We start from the raw sequence: 17239 nt of genomic DNA on the forward strand, positions 1-17239 counted from the left end.
GCGGGGATCCATAATCACGACGGCCTGCGGGAGGAGCCGAAACGTCAGCCAATATGGATCCCCGCCTGCGCGGGGATGACAAAGGTGGCAGGGGGGCGGAGCACTGGTCAGTAGATCACCACCGAGCGGATGCTTTCCCCGGCGTGCATCAGGTCGAAGCCCTTGTTGATCTCCTCCAGCGTCAGCCGGTGGGTAATCATCGGGTCGATCTGGATCATGCCGTCCATGTACCAGTCGACGATCCTGGGCGTGTCCGTCCGCCCGCGCGCGCCGCCGAAGGCGGTGCCGCGCCAGTTGCGTCCGGTGACGAGCTGGAACGGGCGGGTGCTGATCTCCTTGCCCGCTTCCGCGACGCCGATGATGACGCTGGTGCCCCAGCCGCGGTGGCAGCATTCCAGCGCCTGGCGCATCACGTCGGTGTTGCCGGTCGCATCGAAGCTGTAGTCGGCACCACCGTCGGTGAGCTGGACGATATGCGCGACGATGTCGCCCACATCGCGCGGATTGGCGAAATGCGTCATGCCGAAGCGGCGGCCCCAGTCCTCGCGGTCGGGATTGATGTCGACCCCGACGATCATCGTCGCGCCCGCCAGCTTGGCGCCCTGGATGACGTTGAGGCCGATCCCGCCCAGCCCGAAGACGACCACGGTGTCGCCCGGCTGCACCTTGGCGGTATTCACCACCGCGCCGACCCCCGTCGTCACGCCGCAGCCGACGTAGCAGCTGGTGTCGAACGGCGCGTCCTTGCGGATCGTCGCGACGGCGATCTCCGGCAGCACGGTGAAGTTCGAGAAGGTGGAACAGCCCATATAGTGGAAGATCGGCTGCCCCTTGTAGCTGAAGCGCGTGGTGCCGTCGGGCATCAGCCCCTTGCCTTGCGTGGCGCGGATCGCGGTGCACAGGTTGGTCTTCTGGCTGAGGCACGACTTACACTGGCGGCATTCGGGCGTGTAGAGCGGGATGACATGGTCGCCGACGGCGACGCTGGTGACGCCCGCGCCCACTTCGCGGACGATGCCGGCGCCCTCATGGCCCAGCACGCTCGGGAACAGCCCCTCGCTGTCGAGCCCGTCCAGCGTATAGGCATCGGTGTGGCAGATGCCCGTCGCCATGATCTCGACCAGCACCTCGCCGGCCTTCGGGCCTTCCAGATCCAGCTCGACGATCTCCAGCGGCTTCTTCGCTTCGAACGCGACGGCGGCACGTGTCTTCATGGCTAAACTCCCGCATTGGCTGGCGCGGCGGTTAACGCCTCAGCCGCACCGGGGGCAAGCGGCGATGGCGGCCCGCCCGCCGCCGATCCGCCCCATCCGGACGCATCGGCGGTTGCGTTACGGGTGATGCTATATCATAGCGTTGCACCAAGGAGCCCGATCATGCCGACCGCCGCCGCTATCCTGCCATTCCCACCCAGGGTGTCGACCGCGACCGCCGCCACTGCCGCGACAGGCACGCGGATCGGATCGATCGACGGATTGCGCGGGCTCGTCATGCTGCTGATGCTGGTCGATCATAGCCGCGAATTCTTCTTCTTCGGCCATCAGGTGTCCGATCCGATGGACCTTGCCGTCACTTCGCCGGGATTGTTCTTCACCCGGCTGGCCGCGCATCTGTGCGCGCCGGTGTTCATCGCGCTCGCCGGCACATCGGCCTGGCTGTTCGGCGCCCGTCGCACGCCCGCGGAGACGGCGGCGTTCCTGCTCAAGCGCGGCCTGTTCCTCGTGGTGCTCGAACTGACCGTGGTCGGGTTCGGCTGGTCTTTCTCGCTGTCGCCGGACACCTATTTCCTGCAGGTGATCTGGGCGATCGGCTGGTCGATGATCGCGCTCGCCGCGCTGGTCCATCTGCCGCGCACGTGGATCGCCGGCATCGGCATCGCCATCGTCGCCGGCCACAACCTGCTCGATCCCGTCACGTTTCCGCCGGAGGCACCGGGGCATGCGCTGTGGGCGATCCTGCACGATCGCGGCTTCATCGACCTGTGGGAGGGCGTGCGGGTGCGGACGTCCTATCCGGTGTTGCCGTGGATCGGCGTGATCGCGCTGGGCTATGCCGTGGGGCCATGGTTCGCCGCGAGTATGCCGGAGGCGAAGCGCACGCGGCTGCTGGTGTCGGCTGGGGCAGGGCTGCTCGTCGCCTTTTGCCTGATCCGCGGGATCAACGGCTATGGCGACCCGACGCCCTGGGTGGCGGGCGCGACGCCGCTGGTCAGCGTCATGGCATTCCTGAACCTGACCAAATATCCGCCCTCGCTCGATTTCCTGCTGCTCACCCTGGGCATCGCCGCGCTGCTGCTGGCGGTCTGGCCGGAACGGGGCGGGCGCTGGCTGGCGGTGTTGGGCGGGGCGCCGCTCTTCTTCTACGTGCTGCACCTCTACGTCCTCCACCTGGTACGGCTCGCCACCGGACCCGGCGACGTGCCCGGCGTCGGCTGGCTGTGGCTGATCGCCGCGGCGCTGGTGCCGCCGCTGTGGCTGGCGACCCGCTGGTTCGCCGCGCTCAAGCGCCGCAGTGGGCAGGCCTGGATGCGCTATTTGTAAGGTGCGGATGATAATCATTCGCAAGAATATTGAACTGGTCGCACCGCCCCGCTAATCGGGGGCGGTGACCCGTATCGAATCCATCGCCCCGGCTGCCGCATCAACCCGGCGCGCCAATCCCAGGCGCAAATGGCGCGGCTGGTGGCTGAAGCAGCTCCACACCTGGCATTGGATGAGCGCCGCGGTGTCGCTGGTCGGCATGCTGCTGTTCGCGATCACCGGCATCACGCTCAACCATGCCGCGTCGATCGGTGCGACGCCGGTGGTGACGGACAAGGCGGCGACGCTGCCGCCGCCGCTGCTGCGCGACCTGCAGGGGAGGGCGCCCGACAGCCCGCTGCCGCCACGCGTCGCCGCCGCGGTCGAGCAGGCGGTCGGGCTGGATCCCGCCGGCCGACCGGGCGAATGGTCCGACGCCGATGTCTATATCGCGCTGCCGCGGCCGGGCGGCGACGCGTGGGTCAGCATCGATCGCACGAGCGGCGCGATCACCTCGGAAGTCACCAGCCGCGGCTGGATCGCCTGGCTCAACGACCTGCACAAGGGCCGCAACGCCGGCACCGCGTGGAGCTGGTTCCTCGACGTCTTCGCCGCCGCCTGCATCCTGTTCACGCTCACCGGGCTGCTGCTGCTCCAGCTGCATGCCCGCCACCGGCGCTCGACCTGGCCGATCGTCGCGGCCGGCGTCGCGATCCCGGCCCTGCTGATCCTGCTCTTCATTCACTAAGGGGGAATATCATGCGTCCATCGACCTTCGCCCTGCTCGGCGGCGTCATCGCCGCGCCGGCCAGCGCATCCACCGTCACCGTCACCATCCCCAAGCAGGATGTGGCGGAATATCACCGCCCCTATGTCGCGATCTGGCTGGAGCCGGCGGGCGGCGGCGCGATGCGCACGGTGGCCTTGTGGTACGAGACGAAGAAGACCGGCAAGGAGGCCGGCACCAAGTATCTCGCCGACCTGCGCGCCTGGTGGCGCAAGGGCGGCCGGTCGATGACCGTCCCCGCCGACGGCATCACCGGGGCGACCCGCGCACCGGGGCAATATAGCGTGAAGCTGCCCGACAATCTGAAGCCGGGCGCCTACGTCCTCAACGTCGAGGCGGCGCGCGAAACCGGCGGGCGCGAACTCGTCACCCTGCCGCTGACCGTGCCCAATCCGGCCGCCCGCGCCACCGGCAAGTCCGAACTCGGCGCCGTCACCGTCTCCGCTCGCTAAAAAGAAGGGGAATAGCCATGAACCGTCTCGCCACGCGCCTGCCCGTGCGCCTGCCCGTGCGCCTGCTGGCCGCCGCCGCGCTGATCGCCGTGCCGACGATGCTGTCGGCGCACCGCATGTGGATGCTGCCGTCCGGCACCGTGTTTTCCGGCACGGACAACTGGGCGACGATCGACGCCGCCGTCTCCAACGACCTGTTCTTCTTCGATCACCAGCCGCTGCGCCTCGACGCCGTCAAGGTGTGGCAGCCCGACGGCAGCGAGGGCAAGTTGCAGAATGGCGCCACCGGCCGCTACCGCTCGGTCTTCGACGTCGAACTCGACAAGCCGGGGACGTGGAAGGTCGGCACGCAGATGTCCGGCGTGATGGGCAGCTTCAAGGCCGACGGCGTCGAAAAGCGCGTCGGCGGCCGGGGCGGCCCACCGCGCCCGGGGCAGCCCGCGCCGCTGACCGTCGCCGACATCCCGGCGAACGCTACCGACGTGAAGCTGACCGAGGTCTCCTCGCGCAACGAGGTGTTCCTCACCGCCGGTGCGCCGACCACGACCGTGCTCAAGCCGACCGGCAAGGGACTGGAATTCGCGCCGATCACCCATCCCGACGAACTGGTCGCGGGCGAGGCGGCGAAGTTCCGCTTCCTGATCGACGGCAAGCCGGCGCCGGGCCTCAAGGTCACCGTCATCCCCGGCGGCAAGCGCTATCGCAACGACGAAGGCGCGATGAACCTCACAACGGGTGCCGACGGCGTGCTGAGCGTCACCTGGCCGGCGGCGGGCATGTACTGGCTCAACGCCACCGCGACCGACGGCAAGACGACGACGCCGCGCGCCACCGAACGCCGGATGAGCTACGTCACGACGCTGGAAGTGCTCACCCCCTGATGCGCATCGCCCTGCCGGCGGTGATCGACGGCGCTGCGCTGGCGTGCCTCGATCCCGCCGCGCATGTCACCGATCTCGGCGGCGAGACGATGGGGACGCGCTGGAGCGTCCGTGCGACGCTGCCCGGCCGGCTGGAGGCGGCGGCGGTGCAGCGCGCCGTGACGGTGCGGCTCGACGGCATCGTTGCCGAGATGAGCCACTGGTCGCCCACGTCGCTGCTGTCGCGCTTCAACGCCGCACCGGCGGGCAGCTGGGCGACGCTGCCGCCCGATTTCGCGCATGTCATCGCGGCGGGGCTGCGCATCGCCGCGGCCAGCGGGGGCGCGTTCGATCCGGCGATCGGCCGGCTGGTCGACCTGTCGGGCTTCGGCGCGCATCCGGTGGCGGAACCGCCGGACGATGCGGCGCTGGCGGCGGCGCGGGCCACGTCCGGATACCGGCGGCTCGACTGGTCGCCGGGCGACCGCCGGCTGCGCCAACCCGGCGGATTGTCGCTCGACCTGTCGGGGATCGCCAAGGGCTTCGCCGTCGATGCGGTGGCGGACCTGCTCGGCGGCATGGGCATCGTCCACGCGCTGGTCGAGATCGGCGGCGAACTGGTCGGGCGCGGCGTGCGCCCCGATGGCCAGCCGTGGTGGGTCGACCTGGAGACGCCGCCGGGGATCGACCTGGCGCCGCTCCGCATCGCGCTGCACGGGCTCGCGGTAGCGACCTCGGGAGACTATCGCCGCGGCCGGCATACGCTCGATCCGCGCACCGGACGGTCGGCCGACACCGGCATCGTCTCGGTCAGCGTGATCGCCGACACCGCGCTGGCGGCAGACGCCTGGGCGACGGCGCTGACCGTCATGGGGGTGGCGCAGGGACTGGCGCTCGCGACCGCCGGAGGACTGCCGGCGCGGATCGTCACGGCGGAGCCGCCGCACGAACATCTCACCCCAGCGTTGCTGGCCATGCTCGCCGACTGATCCGCGGACAGTCGCCGACGTCTTCCAGCCTTGCAGCGCGCCCGCCGGTCCGTTGGAAACAGACCGGCGTCACCAGCCGGCCTGGATGGCCCAGCCCGTGCTCATCTGCGATCGTCCAGCCAGTCGGCTGTGATCTCGCCCCGATGCCCTTCCGGCGCCAGCGCGACGCGGAGGGCCTCCAGCAGAGGCGGCAGCGCCTGCATGAAGGCATAGGGTGGATTGACGATGAAGAGGCCCGCGCCGTTATAGATGCCGGGGCGATCGGCATCATACAGCCAATGCTCCACCGACAGGAACTTGGGGATCGCAAGCCGGCGCAAGTCGCCCTTCCACTGCTGGTGCGTCGCTCGATCTTTCAGCGGGTACCAGATGACCGTCACGCCATGCGCCCATTTGCGGTGAGCCGCCGCGAGGGTGGCGGTGATGCGGGCGCGTTCGTCGGGCTGCTCGTACGGCGGGTCGACCACCACCACGCCGCGCGCCGTCCGGGTAGGCAGCATCGCCAGCCACAGTTCGTAGGCGTCGCGTTCATGCACGGCAGCCGGCGTGCCGCGCATCGCACCACGCAGTGCGCGCGCATCCTCGGGATGCTTCTCGTTGAGGATCAGCATGTCGTGCGGGCGCAAGAGCTGCGCTAGGAACCGCGGCGAGCCGGGGTAGAGGCGCGGCTCCATCCCGACGTTCACCGCCTGCACCGCGGCGCGATAATCGTCCAGCAAGGGGTTCGGATCGGCAAAGGCCTGCACCACGCCGTGTGCGGCTTCACCGGTGCGTTGGGCCTGCTCGCCGCCAAGGTCGTAGAGCCCGCAACCGGCATGCGTATCGATCAGGGTCAACGCACCCTGTTTCTGCTGCAACGCCCGGATCAGGGCGATCAGCAGGCTGTGCTTCACGACGTCGGCGCTGTTGCCGGCATGGAAGGAATGGCGATAATTCATCGAAATCCAGAATCCTGCCGATCTGTCTTATGATTCCTGCTACCGGCTCCGCCCGAACCCGGAAGCTCTTGGAACTCGCCCGGCGCGATCCCGGCGACGGACCAGTCGCCGATCGACCAGCGGACCAGCCTCAGGGTGGGCAACCCGACCGCCGCCGTCATCCGGCGCACCTGCCGGTTGCGCCCTTCGCGGATGGTGATCGCGAGCCAGCTGTCGGGGATGAACCTGCGCTGGCGTATCGGTGGATCGCGCGGCCACAGGTCGGGTGCGTCGATACGCACGACATCGGCCGGCAGGGTCAGGCCGTCCTTCAACTGGACACCCCGCCGCAAGCGCTCCAGTTCCGGTTCCTGCGGATCGCCTTCGACCTGCACGAGGTATGTCTTGGGCATCTTGAAGCGCGGGTCGGCGATGCGCGCTTGCAGTCGCCCGTCGTCGCACAACAGCAGCAGGCCTTCGCTGTCCCGATCGAGCCTCCCGGCGGGATAGACGCCCTCCACGTCGATGAAGTCCGACAATGTCGACCGAGCCGATGGCGATCCCCGGTCGGTGAATTGCGACAGCACCCCGAAGGGTTTGTTGAACAGGAGCAGCCGGGTCATCGCGCGCTCATATCGTTCGGCTGCGGCCATGTCTTCTGGCGCATGCCGCCGAACGGGCTGCGTCCGCCGGACTCGGCCGACGCTGCCGGTCGGTCTGCCAGCGAGCGTCGGCCGGTCGGCTACGGGGCCGAACCTGGTCGATCGAACGCTGCATGCGTGGATACTCGATTGACGACTTCCGCCGCATCCCGGCCTATCGTCTGGAACATCAGGGGCGATCGCGCCGAAGCCTTGACGATGCGCCATCGCCGCGTGCTTGCCGCCCATGCCGGAGATAGCGTCTGGCTGGCGTTGTGAAGGAGGACGAGAGTGAGCCATCATCGACCGGGCGTATCCCTGCTCCTGACCGCGGCCTTGGCGGTCGTGACACCGAGCGCGCAAGCGGCCCAATCGGACGTGACACCGGCCGAGTTGCGGGCCCATTCGGCCGAGTTCCGGCGGGATCTGATCCGCGTCGCCGATGGCGTCTGGATCGCAGTCGGCTATGCCGCGAGCAATGTCATCCTGATCCAAGGCAAGGATGGCGTCATCATCGTCGACACGTCGCCCAATCCGACCCAGGCACGCACGATCAGGACGGTGTTCGCCACGGTTGCGAAGGGGCCGGTGCGTGCGATCTTCTATACGCACTCGCACCCCGACCATACCGGCGGCGCGAGCGTCTTCGCCGGCGACGATCATCCACAGATCATCGCCGGGTTTGCTGGTGTCAGGACACCGATCGGCCGGCCCGACCAGGACGGCGCCGACCAGTTCGGCATGAAGGTGCCCGACGCGCTCTACATCAATGCCGGCGTCCAGCAGGAATATGGGCGCGAAGTTCCGCCGACGGATGCGGGCTATCTTGCCCCGACCCGCGTCGTCACCACGCGTGAGACGATGACGGTCGCCGGCGTCACGCTGGAGGTGATTCCCACCCCTGGCGAGGCGGGCGATTCCATCTCGATCTGGCTGCCCGAAAAGCGGGTGATCGCGTCGGGCGACGACGTGCTCAAGACCTTCCCGAACATCGCGCCGATCCGCGGCGCACCGATGCGTCCGCCCGGGCAGTGGATCGCCAGCCTCGACACGATCCTCGCGCTGGACCCTGCGGTCCTGCTGCCGGGCCACATGCGACCGATCACGGGCGCGGCGGAGGTGCACGGTGTCGTCGCTGCCTATCGCGACGCCATTCGCTCCATCAACGACCAGACCCTGTCGGGGATGAAGCGGGGCGAGCGGCCGGACGCATTGGTTCGTACCGTGAAGTTGACGCCTGCGCTCGCCGCCAACCCCTGGCTGCGGCAATATTACGGCACGGTCGAATGGATGGTCCGGGGCATCTATGCCGCGGAACTCGGCTGGTTCGACGGGAATGCGACGGATGTATTCCCCTTGTCGGCCAGGGCGCGCGCGGCCGATCTGCTGCCGATGATCGGCGGCAAGGCCGGTGCGATCGCGGCGGGAGAAGCCGCCTTGCGTGATGGTAAATACCGTTGGGCGGCGGAATTGGCAGACCTCGTGCTGGTCGGAGACGGGACCGATGTCGCGGCGAAAAGCCTCAAGGCTCGGGCGCTTACCGAGCTTGGCAAGCGCGAGGGCAACGCCATCGCGCGCAACTGGTATCTGTCGGTTGCCGCGCATCTGTCGAAAGATGACCCGCGCCGGTGAACGGTGTGTCCCGATCCGGCGAAACCCGGACGCCTGCGCAAGCGATTGATACACACATCGGCAGCGATCGCAAAGGGCAAGGGTAAGCGGGCGTCAGCCCCGTGAGAGGCACGCTTTTCAGTTTCTCGCACCATCCCCGGCACCCGCCGTCACGAAACTGTCGCGCGGCCGTAACGAAAGCGTCGCCGAACTCTCACGCAGGCGTCACGCGACGCTCCTAGGCGCCGCGGCAGGGATCGGCGTGAGGGGGAGCCTTGGCCGATCGCACCAACGATCATCGACCGGGAGCTTTCGATCATGGCGAGCAACATGCGCATCGGCACTTTCCTCATGGCCTCCACGGCCTGCCTCGCGCTGGCCGGCTGCGGCGGTGCCGACAACGTCGCCTCGCCGGGCGCCGGCAGCGTGACGATCGTGCCGCCGGCACCGACGCCGAGCCCGACCGCGCCCACCCCCACGCCGACCGCGATCACCGCCGCGCAATTCGCCGCCGTCACCGCGGTCAACGGCATCTCGGTAACCGCCGACGAACAGCTCGCCATCGTCAACGCCGGCAGCAACAACAATGTCAACGGCACCGGCGCGCAGCTGAACGGGGTCTACCCGGTGTCGGCCACCTCGCTGACCACGGCGGTCGATCCGTCGACGATCAGCAGCTTCTTCACCAGCACCAACTATGTCGGCGCGCTCAACGGCCCGAACGACACCAGCTTCCAGGGCTGGACCTGCAATTCGACCGCGGCGGAGTTCGGCGGATCGGGCGCGCGCTGCACCGCGGTGCCGGCGATCGGCACGCTGGCGAGCGGCGCGGCCTGCCCGACCGGCACGGCGACGGCGAGCGGCGCGGCCGGTTCCGCGACCGCGGCGACGGTCGGCGGCTTCAAGGTCTGCGACATCCCGCAGGCGATCACCACCAGCCTCACGCTGCCGCGTATCCCCGGCATCGCCTATCGCTTCACCGGGCAGACGGAGGTCGGCACCGATCTCGGCGCGACCGGCGGCACCGGCGTCACGCTGACGATCGAACCGGGCGTCACCGTCTTCGCCAATGCCAACGAATCGACCAACGACCTGCTGCTGGTCAACCGCGGGTCGAAGCTGAACGCGATCGGCACGCGCGATGCGCCGATCATCTTCACCTCGCAGCAGAACGTCACCTCGGCGACCGGCGAATCGGAAACCAGCCAGGGCCATTGGGGCGGCATCATCCTGCTCGGCCGCGCGCCGACCGCGGTGTGCGCGGCGGGCAGCGGCGGCACCACCGGCGTTCCCTGCCAGCTGGCGATCGAGGGCGTCACCGGCCGCTTCTACGGCGGCAGCAACGCCGCGGATTCGAGCGGCCAGATGTCCTACGTGCAGATCCGCTATTCGGGCATCGCGATCAGCGACGGCAACGAGCTGCAGGGCCTGACGCTCGGCGCGACCGGCTCGGGCACGGTGCTGGATCATATCCAGAGCCATAACTCGGCCGACGACGGCATCGAGATCTTCGGCGGCACCAGCAACCTCAAATATATCGCGATCACCGGCGCCGACGACGACGGCTTCGATATCGACAACGGCTATCGCGGCTTCATCCAGTTCATGATCGCCGCGCAGCGCGTCGGTGGCGCGACGGTGGACAGCTTCTCGACCGAGATCGACTCGAACAACGCCGAGGACCTGCTGCCGCGCACCTTCGCCACCTATGCCAACTTCACCTTCATCCAGACCGCGCTGGCGCCGGCCGCGATCCGTCAGCGCGGCGGATCGGACATGCGCTTCGTCAACGGCATCGTGAAGACGGTGAACAACGTCGCCTGCGTCAACATCGTCGCCGGCGAACAGACCAGCGGCGGCCGCAGCACGGTGCGCCCGGCGGACTCGGCGCTCCAGGACTTCGGCCCGCCGTCGTTCAACTCGGTCTACTTCGCCTGCCAGGGCCGCTGATGACCCAGGGGCGGCGCGCCGCCCCGTCACAGCCTTGGGTTCCGGGGTGGCGGCAACGCTGCCCCGGACACCTGTATCACAGCCTCCTGATCCGGGATTGACGGTCATGCCGCAGCGGTTCGCTCTGCCCACGCTCCTCCTCGTTACCTCCACCCTCGTGGCGCCCGCGGCCCTCGCCCAAAGTGCTACGGCGCCGGCGGGCGGCACGGCAGCGCCGACCTCGCCGCCGGCGCAGACCTCGACGCCTGCCACCTCCAGCCCCAGCGGCACCGCCGATCCGCAGGGCGCCGCGCCGACCTCCACCGACCAGCAGGAGGCGCCCGCCCCCCAGGAACAGGTCGAGGTGTCGGCGCCGGGGATGAACGGCGATGTCGAGGATATCGTCGTCGTCGGCCGCAACATCCCCAATGCGGTGCGCGCCACGGCGCAGATCGTCTCCGTGCTGTCCACGGCCGATATCGCGCGGACCGGCGAGGGCGACATCGCCGGCGCGCTGACCCGCGTCACCGGCCTGTCCGTCGTCGGCGGCGGCTTCGTCTACGTCCGCGGCCTGGGCGATCGCTATTCCTCCTCGCTGCTCAACGGCTCGCCGCTGCCCAGCCCCGAACCGCTGCGCCGCTCGGTGCCGCTCGATATCTTCCCGACCACGATCGTCGGCTCGGCGCTGGTCCAGAAGACCTATTCGGTGAACTATCCCGGCGAATTCGGCGGCGGCGTCATCAACCTCACCACCAAGGCGATTCCCGACAAGAACTTCCTGTCGTTCGGCGCGACCATCGCCGCCGACGATGCGACCACCAGCGAACTCGGCTACACCTATTACGGCGGCGACTACGACTGGATCGGCTTCGACGACGGCACGCGCAAGGTGCCGTCCTTCATCCGCAACGCGCCCAACGGCAGCGGCATCATCCCGGCGGCGCAGGTGGCGCAACTGTCCAACGCCTCGACAACCCTGCTCCAGCGCAACAACCAGCTGCCGGCGAACTGGTCGGGCGAGATCAGCGGCGGCTCGGTGTACGACATCGGCGGCTCGCGCCTCGGCGTCATCGCATCGCTCAGCGCCAGCAACACCTTCCGCACCCGCTTCGCGACGCAGCAGGACAGCGTTTCGGTCGACGGCACGCTGCGCAACGATTTCAGCACGCTGCTGACCGACAACCGCATCGTCGCCAACGCGCTGATCGGCCTCGGCCTCGAATTCGGCGAAAACACGATCCGATGGACCAACGTCTACATCCACGACACGCTGAAGCAGGCCCGCGGCTCCGCCGCGACGCTCTACAACAACGCCAGCGGCCTGCGCTTTCAGCAGAACACCAACTGGTTCGAACGCCAGCTGATCGAAACCCAGCTGGTCGGCGAATTCAAGCTGTCCGACGCGCTGAAGGTCGATGCTCGTGGCGCCTATGCCAATTCGAAGCGCAATGCGCCCTACGAGCGGCAGTTCGACTATCTCTGCTCGACCACCACGACCAACGGCCTGCCGATCACCAACGACGGCAACCAGCAGGCATCGGGCTTCCAGTGCAACGGCGCCTATCAGGTGTCGCAGCGCTTCACCCCCTTTGCCTCGATCATCTTCAGCGAGCTGAACGAGAACCTTTGGACCGGCCAGGCCGACGCCTCGTACAAGATCGACGGCGATCGGCCGATCACGCTGTCGGCGGGCTATTTCTACCAGGGCACGGATCGCACCTCGTCGCGCCTCGTCTTCAACTACCAGACCTCGCGCGGCGGCGGCACGGCGCCGGGCTACCCCTACAATCTGCTGCGCCCCAACTATCTGCTCAGCCCGGACGTGCTCAACAACGCCTGTCCGCTCGACGGCACCGGCGCGTGCACGATCCAGCTGCAATTCAACACCGCAGCGGGCGCCTATCGCTACGATGCGAGCCTCGACGTCCACGCCGGCTACGTCCAGGCCGAGGCGGAGGCGCTCGACGGCCTGCGCGCGGTGATCGGCGTGCGCTACGAGAGGGGCGATGAGCGGGTCACGCCGTTCGGCGTCACCACCGGCGCGGCGCGGCTCAAGAACGACTATTTCCTGCCCGCCTCGACGCTGACCTGGAACTTCGCCGAGGACATGCAGCTGCGGGCGAGCGCCGCCAAGACCATCTCGCGCCCGCAGTTCCGCGAGCTCGCGCCGCAGCAGTTCCGCGATCCGGATTCCGATCGCCTGTTCTTCGGCAACCCGCTGCTCCGCGACAGCGAGCTGTACAATCTCGAAGCCCGCTACGAATGGTTCTTCAAGCGCGATCAGCGCTTCACGCTGGCGGGCTTCTACAAGCGGATCGACAATCCGATCGAACAGGTCGGCTTCTACACCGGCGCCGACGATCGGTTGCAGACCGGCTTCACCTACCTGCCCAAGGCGACGCTGTACGGCGGCGAGGTCGAGTTGCAGAAATACTTCCCGCTGGCGGACGTGTTCGGCGGTGATTTCTTCGCGACCCGCCGCGCGCTGCTGATCGCCAACTACACCTACACGAAATCGCGGATCACCGCGGACCGCAGCTGCGTGCCGTCGATCTCATCCTCGACGCAGGGCGTTGCCGGCTGCCAAATCGGCTTCGCGCCCGCGGTGACGCTGTTCCGCAACGGCGCGCCGCTGACCGGCCAGTCCGACCACCTCGTCAACGTGCAGGTCGGCATCGAGGACAAGGATGCGCTGTCGCAGGTCACCCTGCTGTTCAACTATGCGAGCGACCGCGTCACCAATCGCGGCCCGTCGCTGCTCGGCGGCAACGGCTTCCAGCCCGACATCGTCGAGCATCCCGGCATCCGCCTCGACCTCGTCGCGCGGCAGGGCGTGTCGCTGCTCGGCGGCCAATTCGAGATCAAGGCGGAGGCGCGCAACCTCACCCGCACGCGCTATCGAGAAAGCCAGACCTTCCCGAACGGCAAGGAGGTGTTCATCAACCGCTACAACCTCGGCCGCGTGTTCAGCCTGGGGGTAAGCGCGACCTTCTAAAAGTTGCCGCATCCGTCATCCCCGCCGCGCGGGCGGGGATGACGATGCGGGGGTTCAGGCCAGGGCCTCGCCCATCGCGCGCACCGCCGCCACTTTGGCATGGAGCGCCGACCAGTCGTCCTCCGCCGCGATCGGCGCCCAGATCGCCTCCACCTCGTCGATCAACATGCTGCACGGCGCACCCTGCCAATAGCCATGATCGCGCTGCTTACGCGGGCCGTAGGGCGCCAGCGCCCCGCGTACCGCCTCCCACTCTGCGCCATAGCCATCGGGCAGACCGCCGCCGAACACATCGAAGAAGAACCGGTCGAGGGGAACGCCGGTGCTGCGCAATGCCCGCTCCACCGCCTGCACCAGCGCACGATCCTCCGCCGCCTCCCGCGGCACGACCCCCAGCCGCCACAGCATGGCATCGGCGATGGCCGCCTGATAGCGGGCTGCGAAGCCCTCCAGGCTCGCGATCAGCGGATCGCTCTCGGCCACCAGCCGCAGCGAGGCGGCAAGCTGCATCACGTCCCAATGGATCGCCTCGGGCTGGCGGCCGAAGGCGTAGAGGCCGGCATGGTCGAAATAGGCGGCGGTGAATGCCGGGTCCCAGGTCGCCGCGAACCGCCACGGTCCGTAATCGAAGCTTTCGCCGGTGACGTTGATGTTGTCGCTGTTGAGCACGCCATGCACGAACCCCGCCGCCATGTAGCGCGCCCCCAGGGTCGCGGTCCGCGCGACGACGTGGTCGAGCAGCCGGATCGGGTCGTCGGCCTCCTCGCCATACAGCCGCTCCAGCACATAGCGCACCAGCGCCCGCATGCCGTCCGCATCCTGGTGGTAGGCAAGCCGCTGGAACGTTCCGATGCGGATATGCCCGTGGCTGAGCCGCACCAGCACCGCCGATCGCGTGGGGGAGGGCTCGTCGCCGCGGACCAGTTCCTCGCCCGTCTCGATCAGCGACAGCGTGCGGCTGGTCGGCACGTTCAGCGCCTCCAGCATCTCGGTCGCCAGGATCTCGCGCACGCCGCCCTTCAGCGTCAGCCGTCCGTCGCCGAACCGGCTGTAGGGCGTCTGCCCCGATCCCTTGGTGCCGAGGTCCATCAGCCGCCCGTCGCGGCTTCGCATCTGCGCGAAGGTGAAGCCGCGGCCGTCGCCGATCTCCGGATTGTAGGACCGGAACTGATGCCCGTGGTAACGCAGCGCCAGCGGCTGCGGCAGCGTGCCGGGCAGGGGGGCGAAACGGCCGAACGCCTGCACCCATTCGGCGTCGTCGAGGCTATCGAGCCCGACCTCCCGCGCCGCGGCTTGGTTGCGGAAGCGCAGCCGCGTGTCGGGAAAATCGGCGGCCTCGACCGGGTCCCAGAACGACGGGCCGAGATCGAGGAGGGCCGCTGCGGGCCGGTACGCTTGCGGGTCGGTAGGCATCCGTGGATATGGAGGGCGCCGCCCCGCCGGCGCAACCCCGAGGATCCGTCCCCGGGATTTTGCCCCAAGGATATCGCCATGGTCGCCTACGAACATTGCTATTGGACATCCGGCGACGGGCTGAAGCTGCATTACCGGCTCTACGCCGGCGACGAAGGAGCGCCGCCGGTCGTCTGCCTGCCCGGCCTCACCCGCAACGCCCGCGATTACGAGGGGCTGGCCGAAAGGCTCGCCGGGCCGCGGCAGGTGATCGCGGTCGATTTCCGTGGCCGGGGAAAAAGCGAATATGCGCGCGATCCGATGACCTATGTGCCCGCCACTTATGTCGCCGACGTGCAGGCGCTGCTCGCCGCGCGCGGGATCGGCCGCTTCGTCGCGGTCGGCACCTCGCTGGGCGGGATCGTGACGATGCTGCTCGCCGCCGCCGGCGCGCCGATCGCCGCCGCGCTGCTCAACGACGTCGGGCCGGAGATCGACCCCGCCGGCATCACCCGCATCCGCGGCTATGTGGGCAAGGGGAGCAGCTGCCCGACCTGGATGCACGCCGCGCGCACCCTCGCGGAGGCGAACGGCGACGTCTATCCGGACTGGACGATCGAGCAATGGCTGGCGATGGCCAAGCGCGTCTACCGGCTCAACAGCGCCGGGCGGATCGTGCTCGATTACGACCTCAAGATCGCCGAGCCCTTCAAGGTGCCGGGGAACGAGGCGGCGCCGGATATGTGGGGGGCGCTCGCCGCCCTGCGGACCGTGCCGGTGCTGGTGGTGCGCGGTGGCCGGTCCGACGTGCTGGCGCCCGCTGTTGCGGAACGGATGGCGGCCTCGCTCGATCGCGCCGAGTTGGTGACGGTGCCGGGCGTCGGCCATGCCCCGACCCTCACCGAAGCCGACGTCGCGGCGCCGATCGACCGGCTGCTGGCACAGGCGTGATCGCCGCCGCCGACGAACCGGACGGCGCGCCGCGGATCGCGACGCTCGATATCCTGCGCGGCCTCGCCATCCTCGCCATCCTGTTCATGAACGTCACCGAGATGGGCGCGTCGATGACCGCCAACTGGTCCGACATCCGCCATCTCGGCTGGAGCGGCAGCGACCAGCTGGTGTGGTGGGCGCGGACGCTGATCGTCGAAGGCACGGCGCGCGCCTTGCTCGAGATGCTGTTCGGTGCAGGCATGCTGATCCTGACCGAGCGGATCGCCGCCGCGTCCGATCATCCGCTGGCGGTGCCGCTGCGCTACGGCTGGCGCAATGCCGTGCTGTGGGCGTTCGGCATGGCGCATATGCTGCTGTTGCTGTGGCCGGGCGACATCCTCCACACCTATGCGGTCGCGGCGCTGCTCGCCTGCGCCTTCCGCTCCCTGCCGACCCGCGCGCTGCTGGCGCTCGGCCTGTCCTATGCCGCCTTCACGCTCGCGATCGGCCTCGCCACCCATATCCCGGCCGCCACGCGCGCGGCCATCGCCGCCGCCGATGCCGCTGCGGTGCTGCGCGAGGATGCCTTCGGCCGTGGCACGATCCACGCCTGGGTCGCCGGGCAGCGCCACGTCGCGCTCGATCGGCTCGGCGGCGACGAGATCACCTTCATATGGGAAGCGGCCGCGACGATGCTGGTCGGTGCCGCATTGTTCCGCGTGGGAGCGTTGCAGGGCGATTGGCCGCGGCGGCGCTACGCCGTCATGCTGGCGATCGGCTACGGCATCGGCCTGCCGCTGCGCATCTATGCCGCGTGGGAGGCGACGCGCTTCGACGGCGCCGCCCCGATCGCCTGGATGTGGGAGGATGTCGCCCGGCTCGCGACAACGCTCGGCCATGTCGCGCTGGTCGTGCTCGCGCTGTCGACGGCGCGCGGGCGTCGCTGGCTTTCCCCCTTCGCCGCGGCGGGGCGCAGCGCGTTGACGCTCTACATCGCGCAGACGCTGATCGTGTCGTGGCTGGTCTTTTCCCCCTTCGGGTTCGGCCTGTACGGGCGGATGCACTGGACGGCGATGCTGGCGCTCGCGCTCGCGGTCGACGCGCTGCTGCTGTGGGCAGCGGTCCTCTATCTGCGCCGCTACCGCATCGCGCCGGTGGAATGGGCGTGGCGCTCGCTGGTCGAACGGCGGCTGTTGCCGTTCCGCTGAACCGCG

Annotated in this window: 14 protein-coding genes; 10 read left to right on the plus strand and 4 right to left on the minus strand. The window is 68.8% G+C overall.

All coding sequences use genetic code 11. From position 1 onward, the window contains the following. Window positions 1-107 precede the first annotated feature (107 nt). Window positions 108-1214, minus strand: coding sequence for an S-(hydroxymethyl)glutathione dehydrogenase/class III alcohol dehydrogenase (locus tag ACTZQ5_RS08565; protein ID WP_443584754.1), 1107 nt, complete (start codon window positions 1212-1214; stop codon window positions 108-110). A 162-nt stretch (window positions 1215-1376) separates the two neighbouring features. On the opposite strand from ACTZQ5_RS08565, the gene ACTZQ5_RS08570 reads away from it, so the two are divergent. The 5 genes from ACTZQ5_RS08570 to ACTZQ5_RS08590 all read left to right on the plus strand — a co-directional run bounded on the left by ACTZQ5_RS08570 (window position 1377) and on the right by ACTZQ5_RS08590 (window position 5607). Beyond that, window positions 1377-2540, plus strand: a complete 1164-nt coding sequence (locus ACTZQ5_RS08570) for an acetyltransferase domain-containing protein (protein ID WP_443584755.1) — start codon at window positions 1377-1379, stop codon at window positions 2538-2540. A gap of 73 nt (window positions 2541-2613) precedes the next feature. Further along, the gene (locus ACTZQ5_RS08575) at window positions 2614-3267 is read left to right on the plus strand and encodes a PepSY-associated TM helix domain-containing protein (protein ID WP_443584923.1); all 654 of its coding nucleotides are present in this window, start codon (window positions 2614-2616) and stop codon (window positions 3265-3267) included. 11 nt (window positions 3268-3278) lie between these two features. Next, a complete protein-coding gene (locus ACTZQ5_RS08580; RefSeq protein WP_443584756.1) occupies window positions 3279-3758 on the plus strand; it encodes a DUF2271 domain-containing protein in 480 nt (159 codons plus the stop codon). A gap of 17 nt (window positions 3759-3775) precedes the next feature. Beyond that, window positions 3776-4639, plus strand: coding sequence for a DUF4198 domain-containing protein (locus ACTZQ5_RS08585; RefSeq protein WP_443584757.1), 864 nt, complete (start codon window positions 3776-3778; stop codon window positions 4637-4639). Continuing rightward, window positions 4639-5607, plus strand: coding sequence for an FAD:protein FMN transferase (locus ACTZQ5_RS08590; protein WP_443584758.1), 969 nt, complete (start codon window positions 4639-4641; stop codon window positions 5605-5607). The genes ACTZQ5_RS08585 and ACTZQ5_RS08590 overlap by 1 nt, the downstream gene beginning before the upstream one ends. Window positions 5608-5708: 101 nt before the next feature. Here ACTZQ5_RS08590 and ACTZQ5_RS08595 read toward each other — a convergent pair whose 3' ends face one another. Together ACTZQ5_RS08595 and ACTZQ5_RS08600 are read right to left on the minus strand one after the other, a co-directional pair. After that, window positions 5709-6545: a 23S rRNA (adenine(2030)-N(6))-methyltransferase RlmJ gene (locus ACTZQ5_RS08595; protein WP_443584759.1), complete on the minus strand. Its 837-nt coding sequence runs from the start codon at window positions 6543-6545 to the stop codon at window positions 5709-5711. Continuing rightward, on the minus strand, window positions 6542-7147 hold the full coding sequence (locus tag ACTZQ5_RS08600) for a pseudouridine synthase (RefSeq protein ID WP_443584924.1): 606 nt from the start codon (window positions 7145-7147) through the stop codon (window positions 6542-6544). The genes ACTZQ5_RS08595 and ACTZQ5_RS08600 overlap by 4 nt, the downstream gene beginning before the upstream one ends. A 309-nt stretch (window positions 7148-7456) precedes the next feature. Between ACTZQ5_RS08600 and ACTZQ5_RS08605 the strand changes: the two genes are divergently transcribed. The 3 genes from ACTZQ5_RS08605 to ACTZQ5_RS08615 all read left to right on the plus strand — a co-directional run bounded on the left by ACTZQ5_RS08605 (window position 7457) and on the right by ACTZQ5_RS08615 (window position 13700). After that, window positions 7457-8797: an alkyl sulfatase dimerization domain-containing protein gene (locus ACTZQ5_RS08605; protein WP_443584760.1), complete on the plus strand. Its 1341-nt coding sequence runs from the start codon at window positions 7457-7459 to the stop codon at window positions 8795-8797. A 297-nt stretch (window positions 8798-9094) separates the two neighbouring features. Continuing rightward, window positions 9095-10726 (plus strand): beta-helix domain-containing protein, encoded by a 1632-nt coding sequence (locus ACTZQ5_RS08610; RefSeq protein ID WP_443584761.1) that lies wholly within the window; start codon window positions 9095-9097, stop codon window positions 10724-10726. Window positions 10727-10832: 106 nt separating this feature from the next. Next, on the plus strand, window positions 10833-13700 hold the full coding sequence (locus ACTZQ5_RS08615; RefSeq protein WP_443584762.1) for a TonB-dependent receptor domain-containing protein: 2868 nt from the start codon (window positions 10833-10835) through the stop codon (window positions 13698-13700). A gap of 54 nt (window positions 13701-13754) precedes the next feature. On the opposite strand, the gene ACTZQ5_RS08620 is transcribed toward ACTZQ5_RS08615, so the two are convergent. Then, on the minus strand, window positions 13755-15113 hold the full coding sequence (locus ACTZQ5_RS08620) for a protein adenylyltransferase SelO family protein (protein ID WP_443584763.1): 1359 nt from the start codon (window positions 15111-15113) through the stop codon (window positions 13755-13757). Between the two features lie 78 nt (window positions 15114-15191). Between ACTZQ5_RS08620 and ACTZQ5_RS08625 the strand changes: the two genes are divergently transcribed. Next, window positions 15192-16043: an alpha/beta fold hydrolase gene (locus ACTZQ5_RS08625; protein ID WP_443584764.1), complete on the plus strand. Its 852-nt coding sequence runs from the start codon at window positions 15192-15194 to the stop codon at window positions 16041-16043. After that, entirely contained in the window at window positions 16040-17233 is a 1194-nt protein-coding gene (locus tag ACTZQ5_RS08630; RefSeq protein ID WP_443584765.1) for a DUF418 domain-containing protein, read from the plus strand. Before ACTZQ5_RS08625 ends, ACTZQ5_RS08630 begins: the two co-directional genes overlap by 4 nt. Window positions 17234-17239 lie beyond the last annotated feature (6 nt).

The sequence above is a fragment of the Sphingomonas cellulosilytica genome, assembly GCF_052321755.1.
Lineage (GTDB): Bacteria > Pseudomonadota > Alphaproteobacteria > Sphingomonadales > Sphingomonadaceae > Sphingomonas.